This is a genomic window from Brevibacillus sp. AG162, assembly GCF_006715575.1.
GTDB lineage: Bacteria > Bacillota > Bacilli > Brevibacillales > Brevibacillaceae > Brevibacillus > Brevibacillus brevis.
The window spans coordinates 303,595-328,909 of sequence record NZ_VFNO01000001.1 but is presented as its reverse complement, the minus strand read 5'-3'; the positions used below and the strand labels follow the sequence as shown (position 1 = coordinate 328,909).

Here is a 25,315-nt window from a genome sequence, read left to right as displayed (position 1 = left end):
TAGCCGAAAAGAAAAGAAAGGCTATCCGTGCCTTTCTCCCTTTACTCGCTAGTATTCATCTCCACCAGATGTTTTCACTTCAACTTTAAGTGCTTCTTCCATCCGAACAAGCACCACATCTTTCCCGATCTTCACAATATTACGCCAGGGTATGACGTAATCGTTCCCGGCAGAAAAGAAGCCGAGAAACTTGCCTGGTCCCGGTACGACGATAGCCTCTACGCGACCGTGACGCAGATCGATCTCCAAATCTGAAATTTGCCCAAGCCGTTTCCCATCGAGAATATTTACTACTTCTTTGGTCTGGAAGTCAGAGATTTTTACCATTCTTCCTCACCTTCTTTTCTCCGTTACTTTCAGTATATGAGTCCACTGAGGAATATGTCCGCTTCTTTGGCAAAAAGTAAGGCGATGGAAAACGAACTTTTCCGCTCGTACAAAAAACCCGAACGGTACAAGACCGCCGGGTCGCCTATGTGGTTTCTCATTACGATTGAACGTGCTTTTGCATATGGGCAATTGCCGCTTTTTCTAATCGGGAGACTTGTGCCTGTGATATACCGATTTCCTCTGCTACTTCCATCTGCGTTTTTCCTTCGTAAAAGCGCATGGATAATATCATTTTTTCTCGATCACCTAGCCGCTGCATTCCCTCACGAAGCGCAATTTCCTCTACCCACGTGACATCTTTGTTCTTCTCGTCACTAATCTGATCCATGACGTAAATCGGATCGCCACCATCCTGATAAATCGGTTCAAACAATGAAACCGGATCTTGGATCGCATCGAGCGCAAACACGACATCTTCTTTTGCTACGTTCAATTCCTGAGAAATCTCGATAATGGTAGGCTCTCGCGAATGTTTGTTGGTCAGATTGTCACGCACCTGCAAGGCCTTGTACGCGATGTCTCGCAAAGAGCGGGAAACGCGAATCGGATTGTTGTCCCGTAAATAGCGTCGAATTTCTCCGATGATCATCGGTACGGCATACGTGGAAAACTTCACATTTTGACCGAGATCAAAGTTGTCGATCGCTTTCATCAACCCGATGCAGCCCACTTGAAACAAGTCATCTACGAACTCTCCGCGATTGTTGAATCGTTGGATTACGCTAAGCACCAGTCGCAAGTTGCCGTTGACCAGCTTCTCGCGGGCAGCCAGCTCCCCACTTTGCAGGCGCTCAAACAATTCCCGCATCTCTTTGTTTGTCAACACCGGAAGCTTGGAGGTATCTACCCCGCATATCTCTACCTTATTGCGCGTCACGTCTTTCCCTCCTCGAAGCAAGAAAAAAGTCCCTAACCCGGTTGTCTTGAAAGGCCGCGTAACTGACGCGTAGCCGACCAAGAAGGTGGCAAAAACCACCATCTGTTTCGGTTTAGGAACAGTATCCCCCCAAGCTGGGAAAATATGCGTTAGACCATCTTGTTGAATTCTTTTCGTAACCGTTTTATAATTCGCTTTTCCAAACGTGAAATATACGACTGTGAGATCCCCAACAAATCTGCTACATCCTTTTGGGTCTTTTCCTCTTCTCCCGCTAAGCCGAAGCGCAGCTCCATGATAATTCTCTCGCGGTCAGACAGCTTATCCAGTGCTTTTTTCAGAAGCTTCCGATCCACTTGGTCCTCGATGTTTTTATAGATCGTGTCATTCTCCGTACCCAAAACATCTGACAGCAACAGCTCATTACCATCCCAATCAATGTTAAGCGGTTCATCAAAAGATACCTCTGAACGAATTTTATTATTGCGGCGAAGATACATGAGGATTTCGTTTTCGATACAACGAGAAGCATACGTTGCCAGCTTGATGTTCTTGTCTGGATCAAAGGTGTTCACTGCCTTGATCAAGCCGATGGTGCCAATGCTGACCAAGTCCTCAATATTAATTCCCGTATTCTCAAACTTGCGGGCAATGTATACGACCAGACGAAGATTGCGTTCAATTAGCATACCGCGGACAGCCGGATCACCAGACGGCAGTCGTCCGAGCAAGAGCTCCTCTTCTTCTCTGGTCAACGGTGGAGGCAATGCTTCACTCCCGCCAATATAATAGACTTCTTCGGCGCGTACACCAAGCCAGAGCAAGATTCGGTACCAGGTCAATTGGAGTTGTAGGCGAAGTTTTACATACATGATTAGCCCTCCTGTTTGAGAATAAAGGTTGATTCCTCTGTATAAGTCTCCATCATGGCTGGGTGCACGATGGCCTGATACTTGCCGTCAGCGGCCAATGGGATCGGGTTAAGCCCGATTAGCACCCGTTCTGTTTCAAAACGAATCCCGTCTTGCACGACCATGACATGGTCTGGTTTGATTGCGAGTAAAAAATCCATACCTCTTGACACGCTGCGATACGGGATCAAGCGTACCCGAGACTGCCATTCCAGCGGCAGATGGTCCCAAGATCCGTCCAGCTTCTCCCACACTCCACCGTTTTCATCGGCTTGTCGGAGAAGCGACGGCGGAAGCAAATGTGCGAACATGCGATTTTCCATAATCATGACGGGTATGCGTGTAATCGGCTCGTGGAGCTGGTTTCCAGTATCCACAAGTCCACGGCAAATGACTTTTTCCCCTGCCAACGCAACGACGACATCCACAAGAAAGGTTTCGATTCTTCGCGGCTCCTGGATCGCGCGGTAGCTCTTTTTCCCGAGGAAAAAGACCAGGATAAACCCGATCAGGACAATCCCCAAGGTTGGTTTGAACCCAACGCCAAACCCATCATTATGCGTGACAACCAGTCCATTCACAATTTCACTCTGCGGTGCCAAAAAATACTGTAGCCCAAGCACTCCCCCTCCAAACACAAATGCGACAAAGTAAAAAATGATCAAGTTTTGCGCAAAGGACAACAACCTCCTGTTCCCAAAAGCAATCCATAGCATGATGACAGAAAAGAGCAGTTTGACCCACCATTGATACATCGAAGAAAACACAGGAAAAAAGAAAAAGACCAGATATGCGGAGCCAAACAGGGAGGCAAGTATCATTTTCCACCACACCATGCGCTCTTTGCGAAAATAAGCAGTAAACCAGAGTAACAAGGTATCAATAGCCACATTCAGGAGTAGAATGATATCAAGATACACAACCACTTGCTTTCCCCCTCATCTTTTGACCGACTTGGCAGCAAGCATGTGTCCTAGCAAAAATGGCAAATAGTAGGACGACTTCTATCAGTAAAAGCAGTATATATCAATGTGTATGTAAAGTCTGTCAATTCTTGACGGTGTTTTTTTGGTTTTTTTGTCTAACATTTTTCATCCAATCAACGAAAAAAAGCCTTGTCCCCACTGACGGGAACAAGGCTTTTGACAGTCGTTTATCGCTTTAGTTTTTGTTGCGGCGGCGATTGCGCAGGAATGCTGGAATGTCCAGATTATCCAGGTTGCCCATGGAGAAGAAGGACTTGTCTTCCTCTTCTTCCTTCGCACGGCTGTTATTCGTATTGGAAACTGGTGTCGGACGATTGCCAGGCGTGTTGACCGGCTGTTGTTGACGGCGAGGAGCTTCCGGAGCCCGTTGAGCATGCTCGAAGCCTGTGGCAATAACTGTCACGACCAATTCATTCTTCAATTCCTCGTTAATAACAGCACCGAAAATCATATTAACATCTGGGTCCGATGCGGAAGCCACGATGTCTGCTGCTTCGTTTACTTCGTACAAGCTGAGGTTGGTACCACCTGTGATGTTCATGAGAACCCCACGTGCACCATCAATGGAAGTCTCGAGCAATGGGCTGGAAATAGCACGGCGAGCAGCTTCAGCTGCACGATTCTCCCCACTGCTCACACCGATTCCCATTAGTGCAGAACCGCGCTCAGTCATGATTGTCTTCACGTCAGCGAAGTCCAAGTTAATCAAGCCAGGTGTTGCAATCAAATCGGAAATACCCTGAACCCCTTGTCGCAGTACATTGTCAACTTCACGGAATGCTTCGAGCATTGGCGTATTTTTATCAACGATTTCCAAAAGGCGGTCGTTAGGAATCACAATCAGCGTGTCTACTTTTTCTTTCAAAGCTGCGATACCAATTTCACCATGCTGGGAACGTCTACGACCTTCAAAGGAGAACGGACGGGTTACGACACCAACTGTAAGAGCACCCATTTCCTTGGCGATCTCTGCAACAACAGGTGCTGCCCCTGTACCTGTACCTCCACCCATACCAGCAGTTACGAATACCATGTCAGCTCCACGCAGAGCGTTCTCAATCAGATCGCGGCTTTCTTCCGCCGCTTTTTTACCGATCTCAGGATTCGCACCTGCTCCCAGTCCACGTGTCAGCTTTTCACCGATTTGCAGCTTGATATCGGCATTAGAGAGTTGGAGTGCTTGCGCGTCAGTGTTCAAGGTGATGAATTCTACACCTTTCAATCCTCCAGCGATCATTCGGTTTACTGCGTTGCTACCTCCGCCCCCGCAACCAATAACTTTAATTCGTGCAAAGGATTCCATATCCATATCAAATTCCAGCATATTGCTAGTCCTCCCCAATTCAACATAAGAAAACTTCGTGGCTACAGAAGCCTGTCAACTAAACACAATGGAACGAATCGATACTCGTCTTCGTCATTGTAGTTAAGCTCGGTAAAGCGAACTCCATTAAATAAATTCGCTAAACCAGTTTTTTACTTTTTCCATCAAACCGCCGCCTTCTTTTGGCTTAGACGAGACGGTTTGCTTCTGAGTGCCCTTGAATGAGGGGGTGACGCGAATGCTGCGGCGCTCCATCAACTGCAAGGCATATTGAATCAAACCTACCCCGGTGGTGTAGGCAGGATCTCGCACTCCGATGTAATCAGGAATCGCAATTCGAACAGGTGCGTCCAATTCTTCTTTTGCCAATTCCAACATGCCCGGCATGGCTACGGTACCACCCGTAAGAACATAGCCACCTGCAATTTCGTCGCGATAGCCCAATTTGTATACAGCATCCTCGACTAATTGGAATATTTCCGCAGCGCGCGGCTCGATAATATTGGCCAAATCCACTTGCGTAAATTGCTTTTCAACTTCACTGCCAATCCGGTTTACCTTGAACTTCACATCTTCGGATGCTTCGTCAATAAGGGCACAGCCGTGTTTGGTTTTCACACGATCTGCTACATCTGTATGCGTACGCAGTCCCAGTGAAATATCGCTCGTAATGTGGTCGCCACCGATGCCGATCACGGTGGTCGCTGCCAGTTTCCCCTGCTCGAATACACCGATCGTGGTAGAACCCGCACCGATGTCGACAAGAACGACACCCATGTTTTTGTCATCTTTGGATAGAGCAACAGTGCTAGCCGCAAGCGGTTGCAAGAATATTCCAGCTACACGCAGATTGGTTCGTTGAGCACAGCGAACGATGTTATGTACGACCGTTTTCAACCCGGTCACAATGGTCCCTTCCATTTCCAGTCGGACACCAATCATCCCACGCGGGTCCTTAATGCTCCCTTGTCCATCAACGATGTACTCCTTTGGGACTACCTCGATGATTTCACGGTCTGGAGGAATAGCCACAACCTTCGCTGCCTGAATTACGCGTTGAATATCTTCTTCTCGTATTTCACGGTCTTCGCTGGATACAGCGACAACCCCTTGGGTTTCATGCAGATCGATATGGTTTCCAGTGATCCCTACATACACTTCTTCGATTGAAACGCCAACCATGCGCTCTGCATGATCAACCGCTTCCCGGATGGCATGCACGGTTTGGTCGATGTCTACAATCACTCCCTTCTTGATGCCTTCTGAGTGTGATTGTCCGACGCCGATGATGTTGATGGAACCGTTGTTGATCTCGCCGATCATGACGCGTACTTTGGATGTTCCAATGTCTAGGCTGACTATGAGTTCATTGCTTACCAAACCTGTGACACCTCCCCTGCTACGTCTTTTTTCTTGCTAAAATGAGAACACCTGCATAAATTATTCCACACAGGACAACCATTCCCTTTTTTTCTTATTGATTTTTTGTAAAAAAATGACCATCTTCCCATTTTTCTTCGCGTTATTCTTGCTGATTGATCCATTTGGATAGAACAATTCTCCTAATGACAGCGAGATTGTTGAACAAGCGGACCCCGAAAGCCACGATCGCAGCCAAATACAGATCAATCCCCAAGAACCCTCCGATGAAGGCCAAGCCTGCTGCAAAAAGTGTGTTAAAAAAGAATCCAGACATGAAAATACGAACGTTAAAAGTACGTTCTAAAAACGAACGAATCCCCCCAAAGATCGTATCCAATCCAGCCAAGAGGGCTATTGATAGATAGCTGCTATACTCCTGGGGCACACGCCAATCCAGCAGGAAGCCGACAACAAGACCGACAATCAGTCCGATAAGCGGGAGCCACATGGTTACGAATCTCCTTTTTCTTTCACAGGTTTCATAAATTGAATGACACGTGTTTCGTTATTCGCTGAAATCATCAGCTTGTCCCGTTTTTCGGCCAGCACCTTTTTATTCGCCAGCTGGAAGTTCTCCTCTACGCCCTCCAGTTTCAATGCGGACAACAATACTTCAGGTTCCCCCAATGCTTTTATCTCATACGGAGCCCTGATCGTCCTGGTATCGATTTGGATGACGTCTCCCACATTGCGGATCGCAGTGGTAGCAATCAGTCGATGACCATTAATGGAAACAGCTTGTGCTCCGTTTGCAAACAGGATATTTACCAACCAGCGCAAATCTTCATCGTCAATCGTATAGTCTCCTACAACAGGCACAGGCATATGTTCATCCATAACTGGCTCTTCAGGCGTATGGGCGTCGACAACATCAATAACGATGCCTTCTCCCTCCATTCCTACCATACCAGCCATTCGGCGAGTCCGTGCCAACTCCTCTTTCATAACGGAGATACTTTCATCTTCACTGAACGAGGTTTCGTATTGGTAGTACAGCTGATTATACTTTGAAATGTCTGCGAGCAGGTTTTTGTGTTTCTCCAGTTCTTTTTGCAACGTGGTCCGAAGTTCCGCGATGCTGCGAGACTCTTTATGAATAGGATGAAGACTGCTTCGTAATTGCACAGTCAACATCACACCTATGATAGCACTAATAATGGCAAGAATAAATGTGATTTTACGGCTTTTTTGTAACATAGGTAAACGCATCCTTTTATTTAGGAGTGTTTCGTTTTCGCGTCACCAACAAAGGCAGGCAACTCAACCCGTTCTTTTTTGGCTACGTTTATTTGGACAAAATCTTGCAAGGAGTGCAAAACACCTCCCGGCAAATTCAAAGCACTGTCTAGTGTGTCGGGATTCCCGATCGCTGTTACGACGAACGGAGCGGCCGACTTGATGCCGTTTACGATGATTGTTGGTCCAATGCAACGAATCTCGGAATTGCTCACCACACGCTGCCCGTTAATGCTGATTGCCTCTGCTCCTGCTGCACGCAGTTCATTGACGACCAGGCGTACATCCTGCTCATGCACGATGTAGTTCGCGATGTCTGCACTGTTCGCTGCATTCTGGCTATCCTGCATCGTTATGACGATACCCGGTCCTTCGACAGCGACTACCCCTGCCAGCATCCGCGCTGCATCCAGTTGACTGAGTGTCTCTGCAGCCTCCGATTTACGCTCTGCCATCGCTTCTTCCACTTTTCCCACCTGACGCTGCAAATCGAGCAGTTGATTTTCCAGATGCCGATTTTGCTCCTTCTCAGCCAATATCCGGTCATTCAATTGCGTTTCCTGTTGGAACAGCTGATCATTCATCCGTTCTTTGCGCGTAAGCTTGTTCGTTTCGAAGGAAGTGGCCACTAGAAAGCCGGTAGAAAACGTCACGATGGTTAAATACAAATGAAATTTGCGACGACGACTCATTGTCTACTTTCCCCTTTTTCATTTACTGCTGTGGCTGCTCTTGCCCTTCCTGTATAGGAATAGCCCCTTGAGCCCCGTACGGAATAAACCACGGCTGCTCAAACAAAGAGAGCACCCCTTTTGTATCTGGCGGCAATTCTTTCACAATAGCCGGGTACCAGTTCATCATTTTGTCCAGCTTGTAGATGACGCTTCTTACTTCATTCCCGTCGCGCATATACAGCGTGACGCGTTGCTTGTCATAAACCGTTGGCGTCAGTGTAATATCCGAAATCTCCGCGAGTACATCTGGCGATAATTTCGATAGCGACTTGGCGAGATGGGGAAGGAGCTCAGGTGAGGCCCACGAGCTAATCAATGGCCTGTCCACTACGCGCTTGGCGAAATTGACCTGTTTGAGCACATAGCCATTGTCCAGTAAGGCATAGCGGCTTCCGTCCTGCCCACTCCAAAAAGCGACGCGCTTTTGTTCGGTAATATGTAGCGTGATCAATCCGGGGAAAGAGCGGCTCACCGTCACATCTTTAATGGCCTCTAATGGCTTCAAGTTATTTCGTACACTGTTCTCCCATACGTTTAGAAACTGCATGTCCTTTATTAAGCCCGATTGTGTAATGATTTGCTCCGTCGTATAAATATCATTACCAATCACTCGAATCTCTTGCACCTTACTGTAAGGGGAACGGATAAAAACGATGATGAGAATGGTAAGAAAAAACAATACCAGTAGAAAGACCAGCTTGCGGTTGCCCCTTCTTCTGGGGCGTTGTTGCTTGACTTGCGGAATGCGTTCCTCATATACCGCCATGGCCGTACCCTTCCTCATGTTTTTTAGGCTCATTGCCCAGAGCAAAGTAAATTACTGGATGTCTTCCAAATAAATGTCATTGAACAAAACAGGGAAAGCGGCATAACATTATGCCGCCCACTCTCCCTCGGTTACATCGATACTCGTGATATATCGGCTCCTAATTGACGCAACTGCTCTTCCAGCCGATCGTATCCGCGATCGATATGATGGATCTGGTTCACCGTGGTAATACCTTCTGCAGCAAGCCCTGCGAGGACTAAGGCAGCACCTGCTCGAAGATCAGTAGCTTCGACATTCGTAGCGGTCAATTTGTTGACACCCCGAATAATAGCGGAGCCAAGATCTACGTATATAGAGGCGCCCATTCGCGCCAATTCATTCACATGTTTGAATCTTCCTTCAAAAATGGTCTCTTTGATGACACTCGTTCCCCTAGCCTGTGACAGAAACACCATCAGCTGCGCCTGCAAATCGGTTGGAAACCCAGGATACGGCGAGGTGATGATCCGGTCGTAGGCACGTGGACGGGAGGTGCTTTTGATTTCCATTATATCATGGCGGGTCTTGATTTCAACACCGCAGCTACGGGCGACCTCAATTAATGCCGTCAATTGCTCAGGCAGTGTATTGGTCAATTCGATATGTCCCTGTGAAATACCGACAGCCAGCAGATAGGTTCCTGTCACAATCCTGTCCGGTATGATCCGGTAGCTGACGGAACGCAAGCGAGGTACACCACTGATTTCAATCGTATCGGTGCCTGCCCCTCTGATCCGCGCTCCCATTGCATTCAGGAAATTCTGAAGGTCGATGATTTCCGGTTCTCGCGCTGCATTACAGATTCGGGTCGTGCCTTTTGCCAGCACTGCCGCCATCATGATATTTTCCGTCGCGCCCACACTGGGGAAGGAAAGAAAGATATTGGACCCACGCAATTGTTTGGCCCGAAATGTAATGTAGCCTTCCGATTCTTCGATTTTGGCTCCTAGCGCAGTCAATCCAGCCAAATGCAAGTCAATCCTGCGCTCTCCAATGTCACATCCACCTGGCCTGGAAATCGTGACCTCACCCAGACGTGCAAGGAGTGGTCCTGCCAAAAAAATCGAAGATCGCATTTGGCTCATTAAATCATCCGGCACCTGCGGGACACAGACAGATGTTGTATCCAGATCGACACATCCGTCCTCATGCTTCGTATTCGCCCCAAGCAGCGTCAAGATTTCGAGCATGACCTTAATGTCTTTTAGATGGGGGACGTCATAGATATAGAATTGCCCTTCCGCAAGCACAGCAGCAGCAAGAATGGGAAGAGCAGCGTTCTTAGCACCTTGGATCCGAAGCGAACCGGACAGAGGTCTTCCGCCTTCGATCGCAAAAGTCTCCAAACTTTCACCTCCGTGTTACCCCTCGCCCACCACCAGGACTTCCGGATGCAGGTCAATCCCATTTTTCTCGAGAATGGTGCTCCGAACGTGATTAATCAAGGTGAGGACGTCGGCAGCCGTTGCCCCTCCGCAATTCACGATGAAGTTGGAGTGTTTTTCTGAAACCTGAGCTCCTCCGACCTGATAGCCCTTCAACCCAGCCGCCTCAATCAGGCGACCTGCGTGGTCATTTGGCGGATTTCGGAACACGCTGCCGGCACACGGCATCTGCAGTGGCTGCGTATTGCGCCGTCGTTCCTTATTGGCAGCGAGCGTGGCCGCAATCTCCTTGCGGTCGCCCGTCCTCAATTGAAAACGGGCCTCTAGCACGATCCCTTTTTGCTTTTGCAAAAGAGAAGTTCGATAACTAAAGCTCAGTTCCTCGTTACTCAACACTTTACTTTCGCCGTTTTCGAAAAGGATCTCGGCATCAATAAGAATACGTGAAAGATCAGATCCGTGTGCCCCCGCATTCATATAGACGGCGCCGCCTACCGTACCAGGAATCCCTCCTGCAAACTCCATACCTGTTAATCCCATCTTGCCTGTCTCCACCGCCAGGCGGATCATGGAATATCCGGCACCCACACACACCTCTTCGCCCCTGAACTCACAGTGGCTCAAGCCCTCGGCCACTTTAAGCACGGCTCCACGTATCCCTCTGTCCCTCACCAGAAGGTTTGAACCGCGCCCGATTACACTCCAAGGAATTTCATGACGATGGATGATCTGCAAGGCTTTTTGCAAGGATGCTTTATCCTTGGGTTGGATTAACAAATCAGCAGGACCCCCGATCCGCCACGTTGTATGATTAGCAAGGGGTTCATCGGTCCACACTTTTTCGATTCCTGCTTGCATGAGTTCATCTGCGATCATTTTCATTTGTGAACCTCCTGATACGTTTGCTAGGTCGGACCTAGTCTTCTCACGTGTTTGCTCCATACTATGCGTTCGCCCAGATCGGCGTGACAATCGCCCATCTGATCATTTTTTTCGTGTAATCGCACCTAATTGACGGACAATCTCCGTCGCAGCTTGCGGCATCCCCAAGGAAAGAGAGCTGTTTTTCATCTCTTCCCATTTTGCTGGATTGGCAAGGATATTTTCCAAGGAAAGTAGCAAGCTCTCTCCGGTAAGCTCCCGCTCTACGATGACATGAGCTGCCCCTGCGCGTTCCAATCCCCTTGCATTTTTCTCTTGATGGTTGTTCGTGACATATGGGGACGGAATCAAGATCGAAGGCACACCGAGTGCTGTTATTTCTGCCAAGGTAGATGCTCCTGCGCGACCAACCAGCACATGCGTCGCTGCCAAAACATCCGGCATATTATGGACGAAAGGAAGCACAGAAATGTTACTTGGAAGTGTTCCCAGTTCGCGAAGCTGTGCCGAAATCGTTTCAAAATGAACGTCGCCCGTCACATATACAAAATGAGTATCGGCATATTTGCCCAACTGCGTAACAACGGAAAGCACCGCCTCATTTATTGCGCGCGCTCCCCTGCTGCCACCAAAGATCAGCACGATTTTTTTGTTGTTGTCCACGCCCAAAAAGCTGCGACCCGCCTCTGCATTACCGTGCATGACTTCCGTTGCACGCGGATTTCCGGTTAGCACCGTTTTGGACGGGGGAAAATGGGCAAGCGATTCTTTGAACGAAACGGCCACCCGTGTAGCTGAGCGAGAAAGAAACTTGTTGGTCAAGCCCGGCACTACGTTTTGCTCATGAATGAGAGTCGGAATTCCCAATCGCGAAGCAGCATATACGACTGGACCACATACGTAGCCACCCGTCCCAATTACGACATCGGGTTTGAACTCGCGCAGCATTTTCTTGGCATCGCCAACTGCTCGGACGAATTTCCATAAAGTCTTCAGGTTGTCCAACGACAGCTTGCGTTTCAATCCGCTAATTTCTACGGATTGGAAAGGAATATTTGATCTCGGAACCAAACCTGCTTCCAAACCTTTTTTACTGCCAATATACAAAAAGGCAGCCTGCGGATTTTGGCGGGAAACTTCCCTCGCCACCGCAAGCGCCGGATAAATATGTCCACCTGTGCCACCGCCTGTTAAGACGACACGCATACGTTCACACCCTTTTTTTGAGAAGGAGTAGCAATAGGCTGATTTACTTGCTTATTGCGTACTCCTTTTGAGGTTTCTATTATCGAGAAAAACGCGAGATGTTCAACAAGACGCCAACTCCAGTGAGCATCAGTGTCAATGATGAACCACCGTAGCTTAAGAACGGCAACGTGATTCCTGTCACGGGAAACATCCCAGTCACAACACCGATATTGATGACTACCTGGATGGCAATCATGCCAATGATTCCTAGCGCAAGCAGGCTTCCGAACAAATCTGGAGCCGTAATCGCCGTCCGCATTCCCCTCCACAACAAGAGGAGAAAAAGCAGGAGAATGAGTGTGCCTCCGATGAAGCCCAACTCCTCCGCGACGATTGAGAAAATAAAATCATTGTAAGGCTCAGGCAAGTACAGATGCTTCTGTCTGCTTTGTCCAAGGCCAAGCCCCAACAAACCGCCGGGACCTATTGCGTAAAGGGATTGGATGATCTGATAGCCGGTATTGAGCGGGTCAGACCACGGATCGAGGAAGGACGTAATCCTTTTGATTCGGTAAGGTGCTGACAAAACCAAGCCGATGAAGCCAACAACGCCGATCATTCCCAACCCGACAAAATGACTGATCCGCGCACCTGACGCAAAAATCATGACGACAGCCGTTCCCATCAAAACTGTCCCTGTGCCCAAATCCGGTTGCAGCATGATCAAGCCAAAACACAGAACCGGGATTCCCAAGGCAGGCATAAGACCTTTTCGGAACAAGACAATTTGCTTCTGATTATCGGAGAGCCACTTCGCCAGGAATGCAACGACGCCAAGCTTTGCAAATTCACCTGGTTGAATTCCAAAGGCTCCAAAACCAAGCCAGCTTTTCGAGCCATTTACTTCGATCCCGATGATCAGAACCAAAATCAACAGACCGATGCTCACCAAATACCCTGGCTTGGCCCATTGCTTCCACACCCAGTAGTCGATATTCATCGTAATGTACATGGATGTAATCCCTAACAGTGCGAAGATCAGTTGCCGCTTGGCGAAAAAATACGGATCAGAAAACGGCGGCTTTTGTGCCACGATCGCGCTGGCGCTGTACACCATCACGATGCCAATTCCCAATAAAAAAAGTGTTGCAAAAATAATTACGAAGTCGGGGGCAGAGCGTACCTTGCTCATTGTGCCAGGTCATCCTTTCTCATGCCGTCCCGCTTTTGTCATATTCTTGATTGTACCAGTGGGACGTTATGCTAGGCTTGTTTTAAGTCTATGCACGCCGTCCTTAAACATGCTCCCCCTTGTCTCAAACGAAGGAAACATGTCCCAACTCGCACAAGCAGGGCTCAGTAAGACCACATCACCTGATTCGGCCAACTGGGAAGCAGCAAGAACGGCTTTTTCCACAGTATCGACATGGATACGCTCATTAATCCCTGCTTCCTGAGCACGTTCCAGTAAAATCGGAGCCGTTTGCCCGAGAGCGATGACTGCTTTTACCCGGCCTTGGATCACAGGCAGCAGTTCCCGAAAGTCAACACCACGATCCAGCCCGCCGCAAATCCATACGACCGGCTCCTTGCATGCTTGCAAGGCGCGCGATGCCGCTTCCGGGTTCGTTGCTTTTGAATCATTGAAGTATTTGACACCGCGAATCGAATCCACGAACTCCATCCGGTGCTCTACCCCTGGGAAAGTAGTAAGAACTTGTATAATTGATTGCTTGTCCGCTCCCGCGAGCTTCGCAACAAGAATCGCTGCCAGTGCGTTGTCCAGATGAGGAACGGTAATATCCGCTATCGCAACGATTGGCTCTGTATTCCCATTCCCATCCGCAAACAGAATCAAACCATCCTTGACAAAAGCTCCCTTTGGCACCTCTTGACTCTTGCTAAAGTAGTAGATGGCTGCGGGGAGGTCTTTGCATTTTTCTACAATCTCTGGTTGGTCATATGGCAAAATAGCTGCGTCATCTGCGGTTTGGTTGGCAAACATTTTCAGTTTGGCTGCCAAATACTCTTCCATTGTGTGATGGTAATCCAAATGAGCAGGATACAGATTGAGCAAAACACCGATATGCGGGCGGAATTCCCATGTCCCCATCAACTGGAAGCTACTCAATTCGGCAACGAGCCATTCGTCGGGACCAGCTTCCTCAGCCAGGCCGCACAACACGGTACCAATGTTGCCTCCTACTTTCGCATCCAGACCCGCTTCTTTGAAAATCAGTCCGACGAGTGTAGTAGTGGTGGTCTTGCCATTGGAGCCTGTAATGCCGATAATCGGTGCCTTGGCAATCTGGGAGGCCAGCTCCACCTCCGTCACAACAGGAATGCCTAATGCCTGCGCCTGCTTGACGGGTGCTGCTTCATACGGAATCCCCGGATTTTTGACCACAAGGGATACGCCTTCATGAATGAGATCATCGGGGTGAAAGCCGCAAATGACCGGTATCCCCAACGATTCCAGCTCTTCTATACCCACTGCTTCTTCACGTGGCTTTTTATCATTTACGACGACATGAGCACCAAAGCGGTGTAGCAGTTTTGCCACTGCGACACCGCTCTTTGCCATACCAATAACGACGACATGCTTATTATGAAAACGCATCATCTGATTGTCACCACCTCAAGGTATACACCCAATCCAGCAAAGAACATACCGACGAGCCAGAAGGTGACAACCACGCGCCACTCTGACCAGCCTGTTAATTCAAAATGGTGATGCAGGGGACTCATACGGAAAATACGCTTTCCACGTGTCTTAAAGGAGACTACCTGCATGATAACAGAGAGCGTCTCGACAACAAATACCCCACCGATAATAGCCAATAGCAATTCCGTTTTGGTCATGATTGCAATTCCCGCCAGGGCTCCCCCCAGTCCGAGTGAACCCGTATCACCCATGAACACGCGTGCCGGATGTGCATTGAAGACGAGGAAGCCAAGTACCGCACCTACAACAGCCGCACTAAAAATAGCGGTGTCATAATCTTGACCAAACCATGCGATGATCGCATAAGCACCAAAAGCAATTGCTCCCGTCCCTGCCAGTAGTCCATCCAATCCATCTGTGATGTTAACGGCATTCGTTGTTCCTACCAAGAGGAACAACAGGAATGGGAAGTAAAAATAGCCGAGCTCCAGCTTCCACGGTGTACCTGGCAGATGGATGGACGTGTCATGCCCCATCATGAGCAGCAAAATATATGCGCCGATTGCCAAGACAATCTGACCAGCAAACTTCTGTTTGGCGGTCAACCCGAGGTTGCGTTTTTTCCTGATTTTGATGAAGTCATCCAAAAAGCCGATTAAACCGTATCCGAGAGTCACCAATAACAGGAAGTAAATTTCCATTTTCGCATTGGCAAACTTCAACACGGTAAATATGAGTGCCAAAAGAATGATGGTGCCTCCCATCGTGGGAGTTCCAGCCTTCTTAAAATGGGATTGCGGTCCTTCCTCACGAATTGCCTGCCCAAATTTCAGGCGGCGAAGGAAGGGAATAAACAATGGGCCAATGAGTACGGCGATGAGAAACGCAGCGACGATCGTGACGATTAGGACGTTGTCAACGAACATGCCCGAGCCTCCTTTCTTTCGATGCAGTGTGTGGCATCTGTTCTATTCTTGGTTGTACCGGGCAATCGCTTCGCGCGCAACTTCACGGTCATCGAAGGGCAACACCTGGTCTTTCACAATTTGATACGTTTCGTGTCCTTTTCCGGCGATCAAGATCACATCGTCCGGCTTCGCAAGCGAAACTGCATGCGCAATTGCTTCACGTCGGTCAGTCAGTGCCGCATAACGATCAGGTGCCACTTCCGACAAGCCAGCCAGCATGTCATCGAGAATCGCCTGCGGCTCCTCCGAGCGCGGATTATCTGATGTTAAGACGGTCAGATCAGCATATTTCGTTGCAATTTGCGCCATGATTGGGCGTTTCGTTCGATCCCTGTCGCCTCCGCAACCAACGATGCAAAATACGTTGCCACGGGCAAATTCCTTGACGGTTATTAATGCATTTTCCAAGCTGTCTGGCGTGTGGGAGTAGTCGACGAGTACCGCAAACGGCTGACCAGCATCCACTGCTTCAAATCGCCCATTTACGCCTGCCACCTCTTCCAGACTCGCTTTGATCTCTTCTAGTGGAATACCTTCTGCGAGTGTAACCGCGATGGCTGCCAATGCGTTATACACATTGAACTTTCCCATCAGCTTCAAGTTCAGACGCGCACTACCAGCGAAGCTTTCGACTGTAAAAGAAGTACCTTTACTTGTGATTTCGATTTGCTTTGCCCTTACATCTGCTGGCTGATCGATGCCGTATGTAATGACTCGCGCCGGTGTAACGGTAGCATATAATTCAGACGCCTCATCATCCGCATTCAGTACAGCCGTTTTTAGACGCTCTGCGTCATAGCTGTTGCCCAGCTGGGAAAACAACAATGATTTGGCGTAGCGATAGTTTTCCATCGTTTTATGATAGTCGAGGTGATCCTGCGTCAGGTTGGTGAAAACCGCTGTATGGATTTCGCAACCGCGGACTCTTCCCAGCTCCAGCGCATGAGAGGAAACCTCAATAATCGCATAGTCTGTGTTTACATCGCACATGCGACGAAAGCTTCTTTGCAAATCTATGGCATCCGGAGTCGTATTTTTGACTTCCTCCGTTACGTCCCCAATTCTCATATGGATCGTTCCGATTAAGCCTGTTTGCTTGCTTTGATCGCGCAAAATTTTGTCGATCAGATGCGTAGTGGTCGTCTTTCCATTTGTCCCCGTTACGCCGATGACTTTTACTTCTTTCGTAGGAGATCCGAAAATACGATCAGCCAGCATAGCCATTGCCCGCCGGGTATCCGGTACTTTGACAATAGTCGCTGGCACGTCCAGATCTTGTTCGGATAACACGGCGACGGCACCATTCTTCACCGCCTGGGCCGCGAACGTATGTCCATCCACGGTATATCCAGTCAGACAGACAAACAAGTAGCCGGGCTTTACCTGGCGCGAGTCTGCTGTCAAACCCGTAATCTCCATGCTGTCATCCCCCGAAACCGTTACTGGCAACAAAGGCATGAGCAGATCCCGTAGAAACATGAAACAGGCACCCCATTCTCCAACTAGTATAGACAGAAATTTGAACATTTGTACTTGGCTACGCCGATCAATTAGGCGCAGTCTTGACGAACAAAGGCAGAGCGAACGTAGACAAGCCTACTCCCCTCCGCCTTCGAAATCTCATTTTATAGCTAATTGGTCGATTTGTCACCAAGGTATATGCGAATTTTTCCGCCCTGATCAATTTTTACTCCAGGTGCCGGGGACTGCTGAATGACATACTGACCTTTACCTGAAACGACTAGCGGCAGCGTATCATACGTTGTCACTACGTCTCTCATGGATTGTCCGACCATGTTTGGCACTTCGATTGGCGCCTTTTCACCAAGTGCTTTGTTAATTTCCTTGGGAATGCCATCTTTTCGTTTGGGGACATTCAAATGTTGAAGGGAGGACTCCATGATACTTTTTACACTCGGGGCGGCAATCAATCCACCAAACGCCAGTGCTTTCGGATTGTCTACGGCGAAATATACGACGATCTGTGGATCATCAGCTGGCGCAAAGCCGATAAACGACACGATGTATTCCCCATCGACGTAACGGCCATTTTTTACTTTTTGCGCTGTTCCCGTCTTTCCTCCTACTCGATACCCTTCAATATATGCCTTATTACCCGTTCCTTGCGCGACCACGCTTTCCAACGCATGCCGAACTTTAGCTGAGGTCTCCTCGGTAATCACCTGTCGAACTTCTGTCGGCAAGGTCCTCGCTACAACATCGTGCGTCACGCTATCCCGCCATTCTTTTGCGACAAACGGCTTCATGAGTTTGCCACCATTAATAGCAGCTGAGACTGCAGCCATTTGTTGAATCGGCGTTACCGATACCCCTTGACCGAAAGAAGTCGTCCCAAGCTCTACCGGTCCTACTTTATTCAAATTGAATAACAGCCCGTTTTCTTCGCCAATCAAATCGATCCCTGTCTTTTGTCCGAAGCCAAATTTTTTGATATAGTCAAATAGTCGTTCTTTTTGCAGTCGCTGGCCCATCGTAACAAAGCCAGGGTTACAAGAATTTTCTACCACTTCCAGCATCGTTTCCTGTCCATGCCCCTGCCGCTTCCAGCAACGCAATCGCTTGCCTGCCACGTTTATGAATCCCGGATCGTAAAAGCCCTCGTTCAAATTGATGACACCTTCGTTTAAAGCAGCTGCCAGTGTCACAATCTTGAATGTGGAACCAGGCTCGTATGTTTTCCAGATAGGGAGATTTCTATTGTACACCTCCGAAGGATAGTCCCTGTAGGCGTCCGGCTGAAAAGTCGGGCGACTTCCCATTCCCAATATCTCTCCTGTCTTTGGATTCATGGCGATCGCCAGAACATCATCAGGCTGATAAGCGACCACCGCCTGATCCAGCTCACGTTCGATAAAAGATTGGATGGTACTGTCCAGCGTTAAATACATGTCCATGCCATTCACGGGTGCTACGTAGTCTTCGGTTCCACCTGGCAGCACGCGCCCTTTGGCATCTGACGGAAATGAGATATGCCCCTCGGTCCCCATCAAGAAGGGATCATAAATTTTTTCAAGCCCTGTCAACCCTTGATTGTCAATGCCTGTGAAACCAAGAATATGGGCTGCCATATTTCCATTCGGGTAAAAACGCTTCGTATCCCCTGCCAAGTATATGCCTGGCAAATTCAATTCTTGTATTTTTCTCGCCTTTTCAATAGACAGTTTTCTTCCGCCTGGAATCTGGTTGTTGCTCATTTCTTTTTTCGTAATGGCACGAAATACATCTTCTTCTTTTTGCTCCAAAATGATGGCGAGCTGTCTCGCTGTTTCTTTCGGGTCTTTGATTTGCGCTCCTACCGATACCAGTGTGGGGACGGTCATATTCGTCACGAGCTCATTGCCACTTCTGTCTAGAATGCGACCGCGATTGGGTTGAAATTTAATTTCCCGCTTGAGCAGTTCATCTGACATTTGCGAGAGTTTCGGTCCTTCTATCAATTGAACATAACCCAAACGGGTGACAAGCGCAGAATACAAAACGACTCCTACAATCAAGATGATAAAAATGCGACGGCGTACAGTAGCATTGGATACCCGCAAAGCGAGTCCCCCCTCAAATAGGTTGTCTCTTCTTAACCTTATTCGCAGGGGGGACTAGTTAGAACTATGGAGTTGTCGGTGTTTGCGTTGTTTGGTCTCCTGGTTTGTCAGAAGGAGGCGCCTGTCCAGATGCTGGCGGCTGTGCTGCCTCACCTTGCCCAGTTTGCTGACCGGAAGATGGCGGAGCCGGATTATTTCCACCTGATTGATTTGTAGTCGTATTCTGCCCCGGATTGTTTGGCGTCGTTGTAGCAGGCACTGTGCTGCCCTCCTGACCTGGAGAAGGCGCTGCCGGTACAGGTGGTTCCGACACGGATTGCAGCGTCACCTGAAGCAGTTCTGTACCCTGGAGCACCGTTCCCGGAGGAATACTTTGCTGGGTGACGAATCCAGTTCCAGTCGATTTCATTTCGAGATTGATCAAAGAGCTGAACTCCATGACATCCCGCAATGATTTTCCTTTGAAGTCAGGCATCTTTGTTCCTTTGACCCTGTCTGTTACAAGGATAATCTGTTCACCTGGAACGACCTGCTCATAGGCTTCCGGATACTGTTTGACGATTTTCGTACCTGTCCCAGCTACCGTGACCGTCAAATTGTCCTGCTTCGCCCGCAATTGTGCAGCTGTCGTGGACATCCCTTCAAACTTAGGCAATGTCTTCGGTGTAGTAGGTGAGGATGCCAGCGCTGCCTGCGCTTCTTTTTTCTGCGTTGTCTTTTCACTCTGTTTATTCTTGACTAACGACAGATCAGGCTGCTGCTGCAAATATTGCAGGCTGCGTTCCATAATGGATGTAAACATAGGAGCGAGCATCATTTGGCCCCACAATGCATACCATGCATCTGTTTGCGGATCGTCAATGACGACATAAACCAACAGCTTCGGGTTGTCTTTTGGCGCAAAACCGATGAAAGAACCAACGTAACGGCCATCCATAATTTTCCCTGTGTTGGGATCGTATTTTTGCGCAGTTCCCGTCTTTCCTGCTACTTGGTACCCTTCGATCTGATATTGTCTACCCGTCCCGGGTTTCTCTGAGACAACCTTCCCCAAAATGTCGCGTGTCTGTTTCGCAGTCGCTTCACTTACAACCCGCTCCACAACCTCACGTTGTGTGCGATTAACGACTGCTCCCGTGTGAGGATCGCGCATTTCTTTTACAATATGAGGTTTTAGAAGCTCTCCTCCATTCGCGATCGCCCCCACAGCGGCAACCTGCTGGATCGCCGTAACCGTTGCTGCTTGACCATACGTTGTTGCAGCCCAGTCACGTGGTGACCGAGGTTTTTCCAGGTTGATCAAACTTCCTTTTTTCTCGTAGGGAAGCTCAATTCCGGTTTTTTCACCCATCCCGAATTTTTTGAAGTATTTCTTCAGACCTTCCAGCTTCAACCGTTCATATCCCAACTTAGCGAACAATACGTTACTGGATCGCTGAACCCCTTCCAAAAAGGTGATGGTTCCCCAACCGGCACCATTGTTATGGTCGCGGATCGGAATCTGCCCCTTGATGGTATAAGCACCTGATTGATAGGTTTCATTCTGATTAAACATTTTTTCTTCAATCGCTGCCGCCAGCGTAATAATCTTAAACGTAGAGCCCGGCTCAAACATGGTGGTGACAGCATGGTTATTGTAGTTTTCAATCCCGTTGTAGTACGTATTCGGATTAAACTGCGAGCGGTTGCCCATCGCCAATACCTCACCCGTTTGCGGGTCGGCCACAATGACCGTCATGCCCTTCGGCTTGTACTGCTGTTCCACCTTGTCAAGCGCTTGTTCTACATAATCCTGTATTTGTCGATCAATGGTAAGATATACATCTAAGCCGTCTTTTGCCGGAATGTACTCCCCTTCTCCGTCTGGGAGCTGGTAGCCAGCACGATCCCTTTGGTAGGCAATATGTCCCTTTATACCAGCCAATTCTTCGTTCAATTGCAGCTCAATTCCCATTTTCGGTTCATCGTATAAATCCAGATAGCCGATCACATGGGAGGCAAAGGCATTATTCGGATAGACTCTGCGAGTCGTTTCAGTCAAATAGATGCCCGGGAGCTGGTTCTTTTTGACTTGCTCTCCACTTGGCAACTTGGGATATTGCAATGCCAGAATGCGGTTCCTCTGCTCTTCACTGATCTTTTGCCCGTAGCGTCCCAATTCCACCACTTTGTTCTGCTTGGTCAAATTCTTTACCAATTCTTGAACAGGCGCATTCAAAATAGGAGCCAGCATATTCGCTGTGTAGTAGGGGTCTTTCACCACATCTTCGTCTCTCGCGTCAAGTGGCTTCAGCCTTGCATTAACCGTGTATGCCTTACCATCATACGCCAAAATTTCTCCGTTTCGATCATAGATCGCTCCACGCTTCGGCTTCAAAACATGCTCCCTGTCCCACTGCTTTTGTGCAGTTTCCATGATTCTGGCAGCCTCTGCTGTTTGGATCCAATAAATTCGAAAGCTCAACGTCGAAAAGGTCAAGATCAGGCATAAGGCTACCACGAGAATTCGCCAATTTACTTTTCGTTTCCATTCCATCTCCATTCAACTCCGTCGCATCAAAGATCGCCCGTCTCCCATGAAAGGTTGATAGGGGAGACGAACGCAACCTAGCCGAGTCAGGAGCAGACTCGAGCCCAGCTAAGAAAAAATGTTACCGCACATAAGGAGCAGTAACATTTAAGGTTTTTTGGGTTGTGTTTGTGGCAGAGAACTCGCCTGTACCTCTGGCTTCCCAATCGTATGTACAGCTGCTGGATTGTATACCATCCCCTGCTTCTCTGCTTCTTTTTGCAGGCGATCCCGGTTGGTCATTTGCTCAATTTGCAATTTCAACGTTGCATTTTTTTCTGTCGTCAAACGATTTTCATGTTTGGTGCTTTGGATTTCGTAGTTCAACTGGGAAATTTGCGAGTAGCGGACACCCACTAGACCCAAGCCGACGACGGTTAACGAGATAAATAAGAGATACAGCAATTTTTCTCCGGTCGGAATCGTTGGCTTGATCCGAACCGTGCGCTTTGTTGTTTTCGTTACAGAGCGGGATTGTTGTTCCAACTCCATAGCTAGATTTCCTCGGTAGTAACTCATCGCTTCTCCCTCCCCTTTCTCGTCGATCCCGGTCTACAGCTTCTCCGCTACCCGTAGTTTAGCTGATCGTGCACGATTGTTTGCTTCCAATTCTTCTTCTGATGGCAAAATCGGCTTCTTTGTAATGACTTTTACAACCGCTTTATTTCCGCATGTGCAAATCGGAAAGGCTGGCGGGCACGTGCACCCTTTTGAAAAGTCTTGATAAATTTGCTTGCAGATTCTGTCCTCTAATGAATGAAACGTGATGACACTTACGCGACCTTCTGGATTCAAAACCTCAATAGCATCGACGACGGCCTCTTTGAATGCATCCAATTCATCATTGACTGCGATCCGAATAGCCTGAAAGGTACGCTTCGCCGGATGGGGTCCGGTACGGCGCGCAGCGGCAGGAATTCCTTCCTTAATCAACTCAACAAGCTCACCTGTTGTTTTGATCGGCTGCTTCTTCCGTTGTTGAACGATTTGCCGGGCAATTCGCCGGGAAAACTTCTCTTCTCCGTACAGCCAGATGATCTTGGCAATCTCTTCTTCATCCCACTCATTGATAATGTCATAGGCGGACAATGGCGCTTGTTGGTCCATTCTCATATCCAAGGGCGCATCGGCATTGTAGCTGAAGCCGCGCTCTCCCTCGTCCAATTGCGGAGAGGATACCCCGAGGTCAAACAACAACCCGTCTACACCAGCCAAGCCTAAATCTCTCACAATGTCTTTGATATGGCGGAAGTTGCTCTTTACCAGCGTGACTCTATCCATATAGGAAGCGAGTCTTTCGCGGGCATTATCCAGTGCCCAGTCGTCCTGATCGATGGCGATAAGTCGACCGCCCTCCGTCAGCTTGGAAGCAATCAAACTGCTATGCCCGGCTCCACCGAGTGTACAGTCTACATAAATGCCTCCAGGACGAATATTTAGCCCTTCGACAGCCTCATCCATCAAAACGGTTACGTGATGAAACGACAATGTCGTCACTCCTGTTCTTCTCGCTGCTACAAATTAAAATCAACCAGTTTTTCGGCAATTTCTCCAAAAGAGCCTTCTGACTGGGCAAAATAATCTTCCCAGCGTTCCTTGCTCCATACCTCTACACGGTTTGATACCCCAATGATCACACATTCCTTTTGCATGCCTGCATGCTCACGTAAATTGGGTGGTATGTTTACCCTTCCCTGCTTGTCCCACTCGCATTCGGTGGCACCTGAAAAGAAAAATCGTGTAAATGCGCGAGCATCTGCTTTTGTAAATGGGAGAGACTTGAGTCTTTCCTCTAGTTGTTTCCACTCATCTTGCGGATAAGCAAACAAACATTGGTCCAGCCCGCGGGTAATAACAAAGGAAGTGCCTAGCCCTTCACGGAATTTGGCTGGGATCGTCAGGCGGCCTTTTTCGTCGATGCTGTGCTGATATTCCCCCATGAACACGCCCTGGTCCCCCACTTTCCTGTCGGTTGGCTCCACTTTCCCCCACTTTTCCCCACCTGGTACCTATTTGTTATTATAAAAAAAAATCCTGCGTTTGTAAGCAGGATTTTTTCGCATATTTTTTTGCCGGGAAAAGACGGGATTCGCGGGACTATTCGACCCAGCTTTCCAGGTAGGATTTTTGCTCATCCGTCAATTTGTCGATTCCGATGTTCAGAGCTTCCAACTTGTACTGAGCAACCATTTGATCCAATTCGAATGGTACGTTCAGCACTTTTTTGCCAATGTTTTTGTACTGTTCATTGACATAAGCCAAGGATACCGCTTGCAGAGCAAAGGTCATATCCATGATTTCAGCCGGATGTCCGTCGCCAGCAGCCAGGTTCACGAGGCGGCCTTCTGCGAGCAGGTACACTTTTCGACCATCAGCCAGGACAAATTCTTCAATATCTTTACGCACAATGCGGGAAGAAGTCGACATTGCATTCAGATCGACCTTGTTTACTTCGACATCGAAGTGACCCGCGTTGGACAAGATTGCGCCATCTTTCATCACAGCAAAATGCTCTTTGCTGATGATATCACGGTTACCTGTCACTGTTACGAAGTAGTCACCATGCTTCGCAGCTTCGAGCATTGGCATTACTTCAAATCCATCCATGTAAGCTTCTACCGCTTTGATTGGGTCGATTTCGGTTACGATTACTTTTGCGCCCAAGCCTTTTGCACGCATCGCTACACCTTTACCGCACCAGCCATAGCCAGCTACAACAACAGTTTTACCAGCCACTACGAGGTTCGTTGTACGGTTGATACCATCCCATACGGATTGACCTGTACCATAGCGGTTGTCGAACAAGTATTTGCAGAATGCATCGTTTACGGCAACCATCGGGAATTCCAGCTTGCCTTCTTTCTCCAACGCTTTCAGACGCAGAATACCTGTTGTCGTTTCTTCTGCACCACCGCGTACTTGAGACAACAGATCACGGCGCTCACTGTGCAAAATGGTGATCAGGTCGCCACCGTCGTCAATGATCAGATCAGGACGAGTTTCCAGTGTTTTGATCAGGTGCTCTTTGTATTCAGCAGGATCTGGATTGTATTTCGCAAATACGCGAATACCGTCTTCTACCAATGCTGCGCAAATGTCATCTTGCGTGGACAGCGGGTTGGAACCGGTAATGGTTACTTCAGCGCCACCAGCTTGAACTACTTTTGCCAGATAAGCCGTTTTCGCTTCCAAGTGCAAGGAGATCGCAACTTTCAGGCCTGCAAACGGCTGCTCTTTTTCAAAGCGCTCACGAATGCGGTTTAAGACAGGCATGTGTTCTTTTACCCAATCAATTTTCAGATGGCCGTTGTGCGCCAACGACATATCTTTTACGATGCTTTCAGAAACAGTGTTCATGTACGGATGGACCTCCTTTTATCTCATAAAGCAACCTTGTCTATCATATCATA

The 25,315-nt window shown here is 48.5% G+C and carries 23 protein-coding genes; all 23 read right to left on the bottom strand.

Annotated features, from left to right (window positions below; translation table 11 throughout):
• Nucleotides 1-48 precede the first annotated feature (48 nt).
• The 23 genes from FB479_RS01510 to FB479_RS01400 all read right to left on the bottom strand — a co-directional run bounded on the left by FB479_RS01510 (nucleotide 49) and on the right by FB479_RS01400 (nucleotide 25,262).
• Nucleotides 49-327: a YlmC/YmxH family sporulation protein gene (locus FB479_RS01510; RefSeq protein ID WP_015892085.1), complete on the bottom strand. Its 279-nt coding sequence runs from the start codon at nucleotides 325-327 to the stop codon at nucleotides 49-51.
• A gap of 160 nt (nucleotides 328-487) precedes the next feature.
• On the bottom strand, nucleotides 488-1,267 hold the full coding sequence (gene sigG, locus FB479_RS01505; RefSeq protein WP_007717728.1) for an RNA polymerase sporulation sigma factor SigG: 780 nt from the start codon (nucleotides 1,265-1,267) through the stop codon (nucleotides 488-490).
• A 149-nt stretch (nucleotides 1,268-1,416) separates the two neighbouring features.
• A complete protein-coding gene (sigE, locus tag FB479_RS01500; RefSeq protein WP_007717727.1) occupies nucleotides 1,417-2,139 on the bottom strand; it encodes an RNA polymerase sporulation sigma factor SigE in 723 nt (240 codons plus the stop codon).
• Nucleotides 2,140-2,141: 2 nt separating this feature from the next.
• Nucleotides 2,142-3,104, bottom strand: a complete 963-nt coding sequence (spoIIGA, locus tag FB479_RS01495) for a sigma-E processing peptidase SpoIIGA (protein WP_142061787.1) — start codon at nucleotides 3,102-3,104, stop codon at nucleotides 2,142-2,144.
• A 235-nt stretch (nucleotides 3,105-3,339) separates the two neighbouring features.
• On the bottom strand, nucleotides 3,340-4,488 hold the full coding sequence (ftsZ, locus tag FB479_RS01490; protein WP_106653237.1) for a cell division protein FtsZ: 1,149 nt from the start codon (nucleotides 4,486-4,488) through the stop codon (nucleotides 3,340-3,342).
• 126 nt (nucleotides 4,489-4,614) lie between these two features.
• A complete protein-coding gene (ftsA, locus tag FB479_RS01485) occupies nucleotides 4,615-5,868 on the bottom strand; it encodes a cell division protein FtsA (RefSeq protein ID WP_106653236.1) in 1,254 nt (417 codons plus the stop codon).
• A gap of 142 nt (nucleotides 5,869-6,010) precedes the next feature.
• Entirely contained in the window at nucleotides 6,011-6,358 is a 348-nt protein-coding gene (locus FB479_RS01480) for a small basic family protein (RefSeq protein ID WP_007717721.1), read from the bottom strand.
• Nucleotides 6,359-6,360: 2 nt separating this feature from the next.
• A complete protein-coding gene (locus tag FB479_RS01475; protein ID WP_106653235.1) occupies nucleotides 6,361-7,107 on the bottom strand; it encodes a DUF881 domain-containing protein in 747 nt (248 codons plus the stop codon).
• Between the two features lie 20 nt (nucleotides 7,108-7,127).
• A complete protein-coding gene (locus FB479_RS01470; protein ID WP_106653234.1) occupies nucleotides 7,128-7,838 on the bottom strand; it encodes a DUF881 domain-containing protein in 711 nt (236 codons plus the stop codon).
• A 22-nt stretch (nucleotides 7,839-7,860) separates the two neighbouring features.
• The gene (locus FB479_RS01465) at nucleotides 7,861-8,646 is read right to left on the bottom strand and encodes a cell division protein FtsQ/DivIB (protein WP_142061784.1); all 786 of its coding nucleotides are present in this window, start codon (nucleotides 8,644-8,646) and stop codon (nucleotides 7,861-7,863) included.
• A gap of 131 nt (nucleotides 8,647-8,777) precedes the next feature.
• Nucleotides 8,778-10,034 carry a UDP-N-acetylglucosamine 1-carboxyvinyltransferase gene (gene murA / locus FB479_RS01460; protein ID WP_106653232.1) on the bottom strand — a complete coding sequence of 419 codons (1,257 nt, stop codon included), beginning with the start codon at nucleotides 10,032-10,034 and terminating at the stop codon, nucleotides 8,778-8,780.
• A gap of 15 nt (nucleotides 10,035-10,049) precedes the next feature.
• Nucleotides 10,050-10,955 carry a UDP-N-acetylmuramate dehydrogenase gene (gene murB / locus FB479_RS01455; RefSeq protein WP_106653231.1) on the bottom strand — a complete coding sequence of 302 codons (906 nt, stop codon included), beginning with the start codon at nucleotides 10,953-10,955 and terminating at the stop codon, nucleotides 10,050-10,052.
• Between the two features lie 102 nt (nucleotides 10,956-11,057).
• The gene (murG, locus tag FB479_RS01450; protein ID WP_142061781.1) at nucleotides 11,058-12,161 is read right to left on the bottom strand and encodes an undecaprenyldiphospho-muramoylpentapeptide beta-N-acetylglucosaminyltransferase; all 1,104 of its coding nucleotides are present in this window, start codon (nucleotides 12,159-12,161) and stop codon (nucleotides 11,058-11,060) included.
• A 79-nt stretch (nucleotides 12,162-12,240) separates the two neighbouring features.
• Nucleotides 12,241-13,335 carry a stage V sporulation protein E gene (spoVE, locus tag FB479_RS01445; RefSeq protein ID WP_016740726.1) on the bottom strand — a complete coding sequence of 365 codons (1,095 nt, stop codon included), beginning with the start codon at nucleotides 13,333-13,335 and terminating at the stop codon, nucleotides 12,241-12,243.
• 66 nt (nucleotides 13,336-13,401) lie between these two features.
• Nucleotides 13,402-14,766 carry a UDP-N-acetylmuramoyl-L-alanine--D-glutamate ligase gene (murD, locus tag FB479_RS01440; protein WP_142061778.1) on the bottom strand — a complete coding sequence of 455 codons (1,365 nt, stop codon included), beginning with the start codon at nucleotides 14,764-14,766 and terminating at the stop codon, nucleotides 13,402-13,404.
• Nucleotides 14,763-15,734 carry a phospho-N-acetylmuramoyl-pentapeptide-transferase gene (gene mraY / locus FB479_RS01435; protein WP_106653228.1) on the bottom strand — a complete coding sequence of 324 codons (972 nt, stop codon included), beginning with the start codon at nucleotides 15,732-15,734 and terminating at the stop codon, nucleotides 14,763-14,765. The genes murD and mraY overlap by 4 nt, the downstream gene beginning before the upstream one ends.
• 42 nt (nucleotides 15,735-15,776) lie before the next feature.
• Nucleotides 15,777-17,255 carry a UDP-N-acetylmuramoyl-L-alanyl-D-glutamate--2,6-diaminopimelate ligase gene (locus FB479_RS01430; RefSeq protein ID WP_142061775.1) on the bottom strand — a complete coding sequence of 493 codons (1,479 nt, stop codon included), beginning with the start codon at nucleotides 17,253-17,255 and terminating at the stop codon, nucleotides 15,777-15,779.
• Between the two features lie 152 nt (nucleotides 17,256-17,407).
• A complete protein-coding gene (locus FB479_RS01425; protein ID WP_142061773.1) occupies nucleotides 17,408-19,336 on the bottom strand; it encodes a stage V sporulation protein D in 1,929 nt (642 codons plus the stop codon).
• Between the two features lie 64 nt (nucleotides 19,337-19,400).
• Nucleotides 19,401-21,872: a penicillin-binding protein gene (locus FB479_RS01420; protein ID WP_142061770.1), complete on the bottom strand. Its 2,472-nt coding sequence runs from the start codon at nucleotides 21,870-21,872 to the stop codon at nucleotides 19,401-19,403.
• A 141-nt stretch (nucleotides 21,873-22,013) separates the two neighbouring features.
• Nucleotides 22,014-22,424, bottom strand: coding sequence for a cell division protein FtsL (gene ftsL2 / locus FB479_RS01415; protein WP_106653225.1), 411 nt, complete (start codon nucleotides 22,422-22,424; stop codon nucleotides 22,014-22,016).
• Between the two features lie 33 nt (nucleotides 22,425-22,457).
• The gene (gene rsmH, locus FB479_RS01410; RefSeq protein WP_142061767.1) at nucleotides 22,458-23,402 is read right to left on the bottom strand and encodes a 16S rRNA (cytosine(1402)-N(4))-methyltransferase RsmH; all 945 of its coding nucleotides are present in this window, start codon (nucleotides 23,400-23,402) and stop codon (nucleotides 22,458-22,460) included.
• A gap of 17 nt (nucleotides 23,403-23,419) precedes the next feature.
• Nucleotides 23,420-23,851, bottom strand: coding sequence for a division/cell wall cluster transcriptional repressor MraZ (gene mraZ / locus FB479_RS01405; RefSeq protein ID WP_007717680.1), 432 nt, complete (start codon nucleotides 23,849-23,851; stop codon nucleotides 23,420-23,422).
• Nucleotides 23,852-24,002: 151 nt separating this feature from the next.
• Nucleotides 24,003-25,262, bottom strand: coding sequence for an adenosylhomocysteinase (locus tag FB479_RS01400; RefSeq protein WP_047068374.1), 1,260 nt, complete (start codon nucleotides 25,260-25,262; stop codon nucleotides 24,003-24,005).
• Nucleotides 25,263-25,315: the final 53 nt, after the last annotated feature.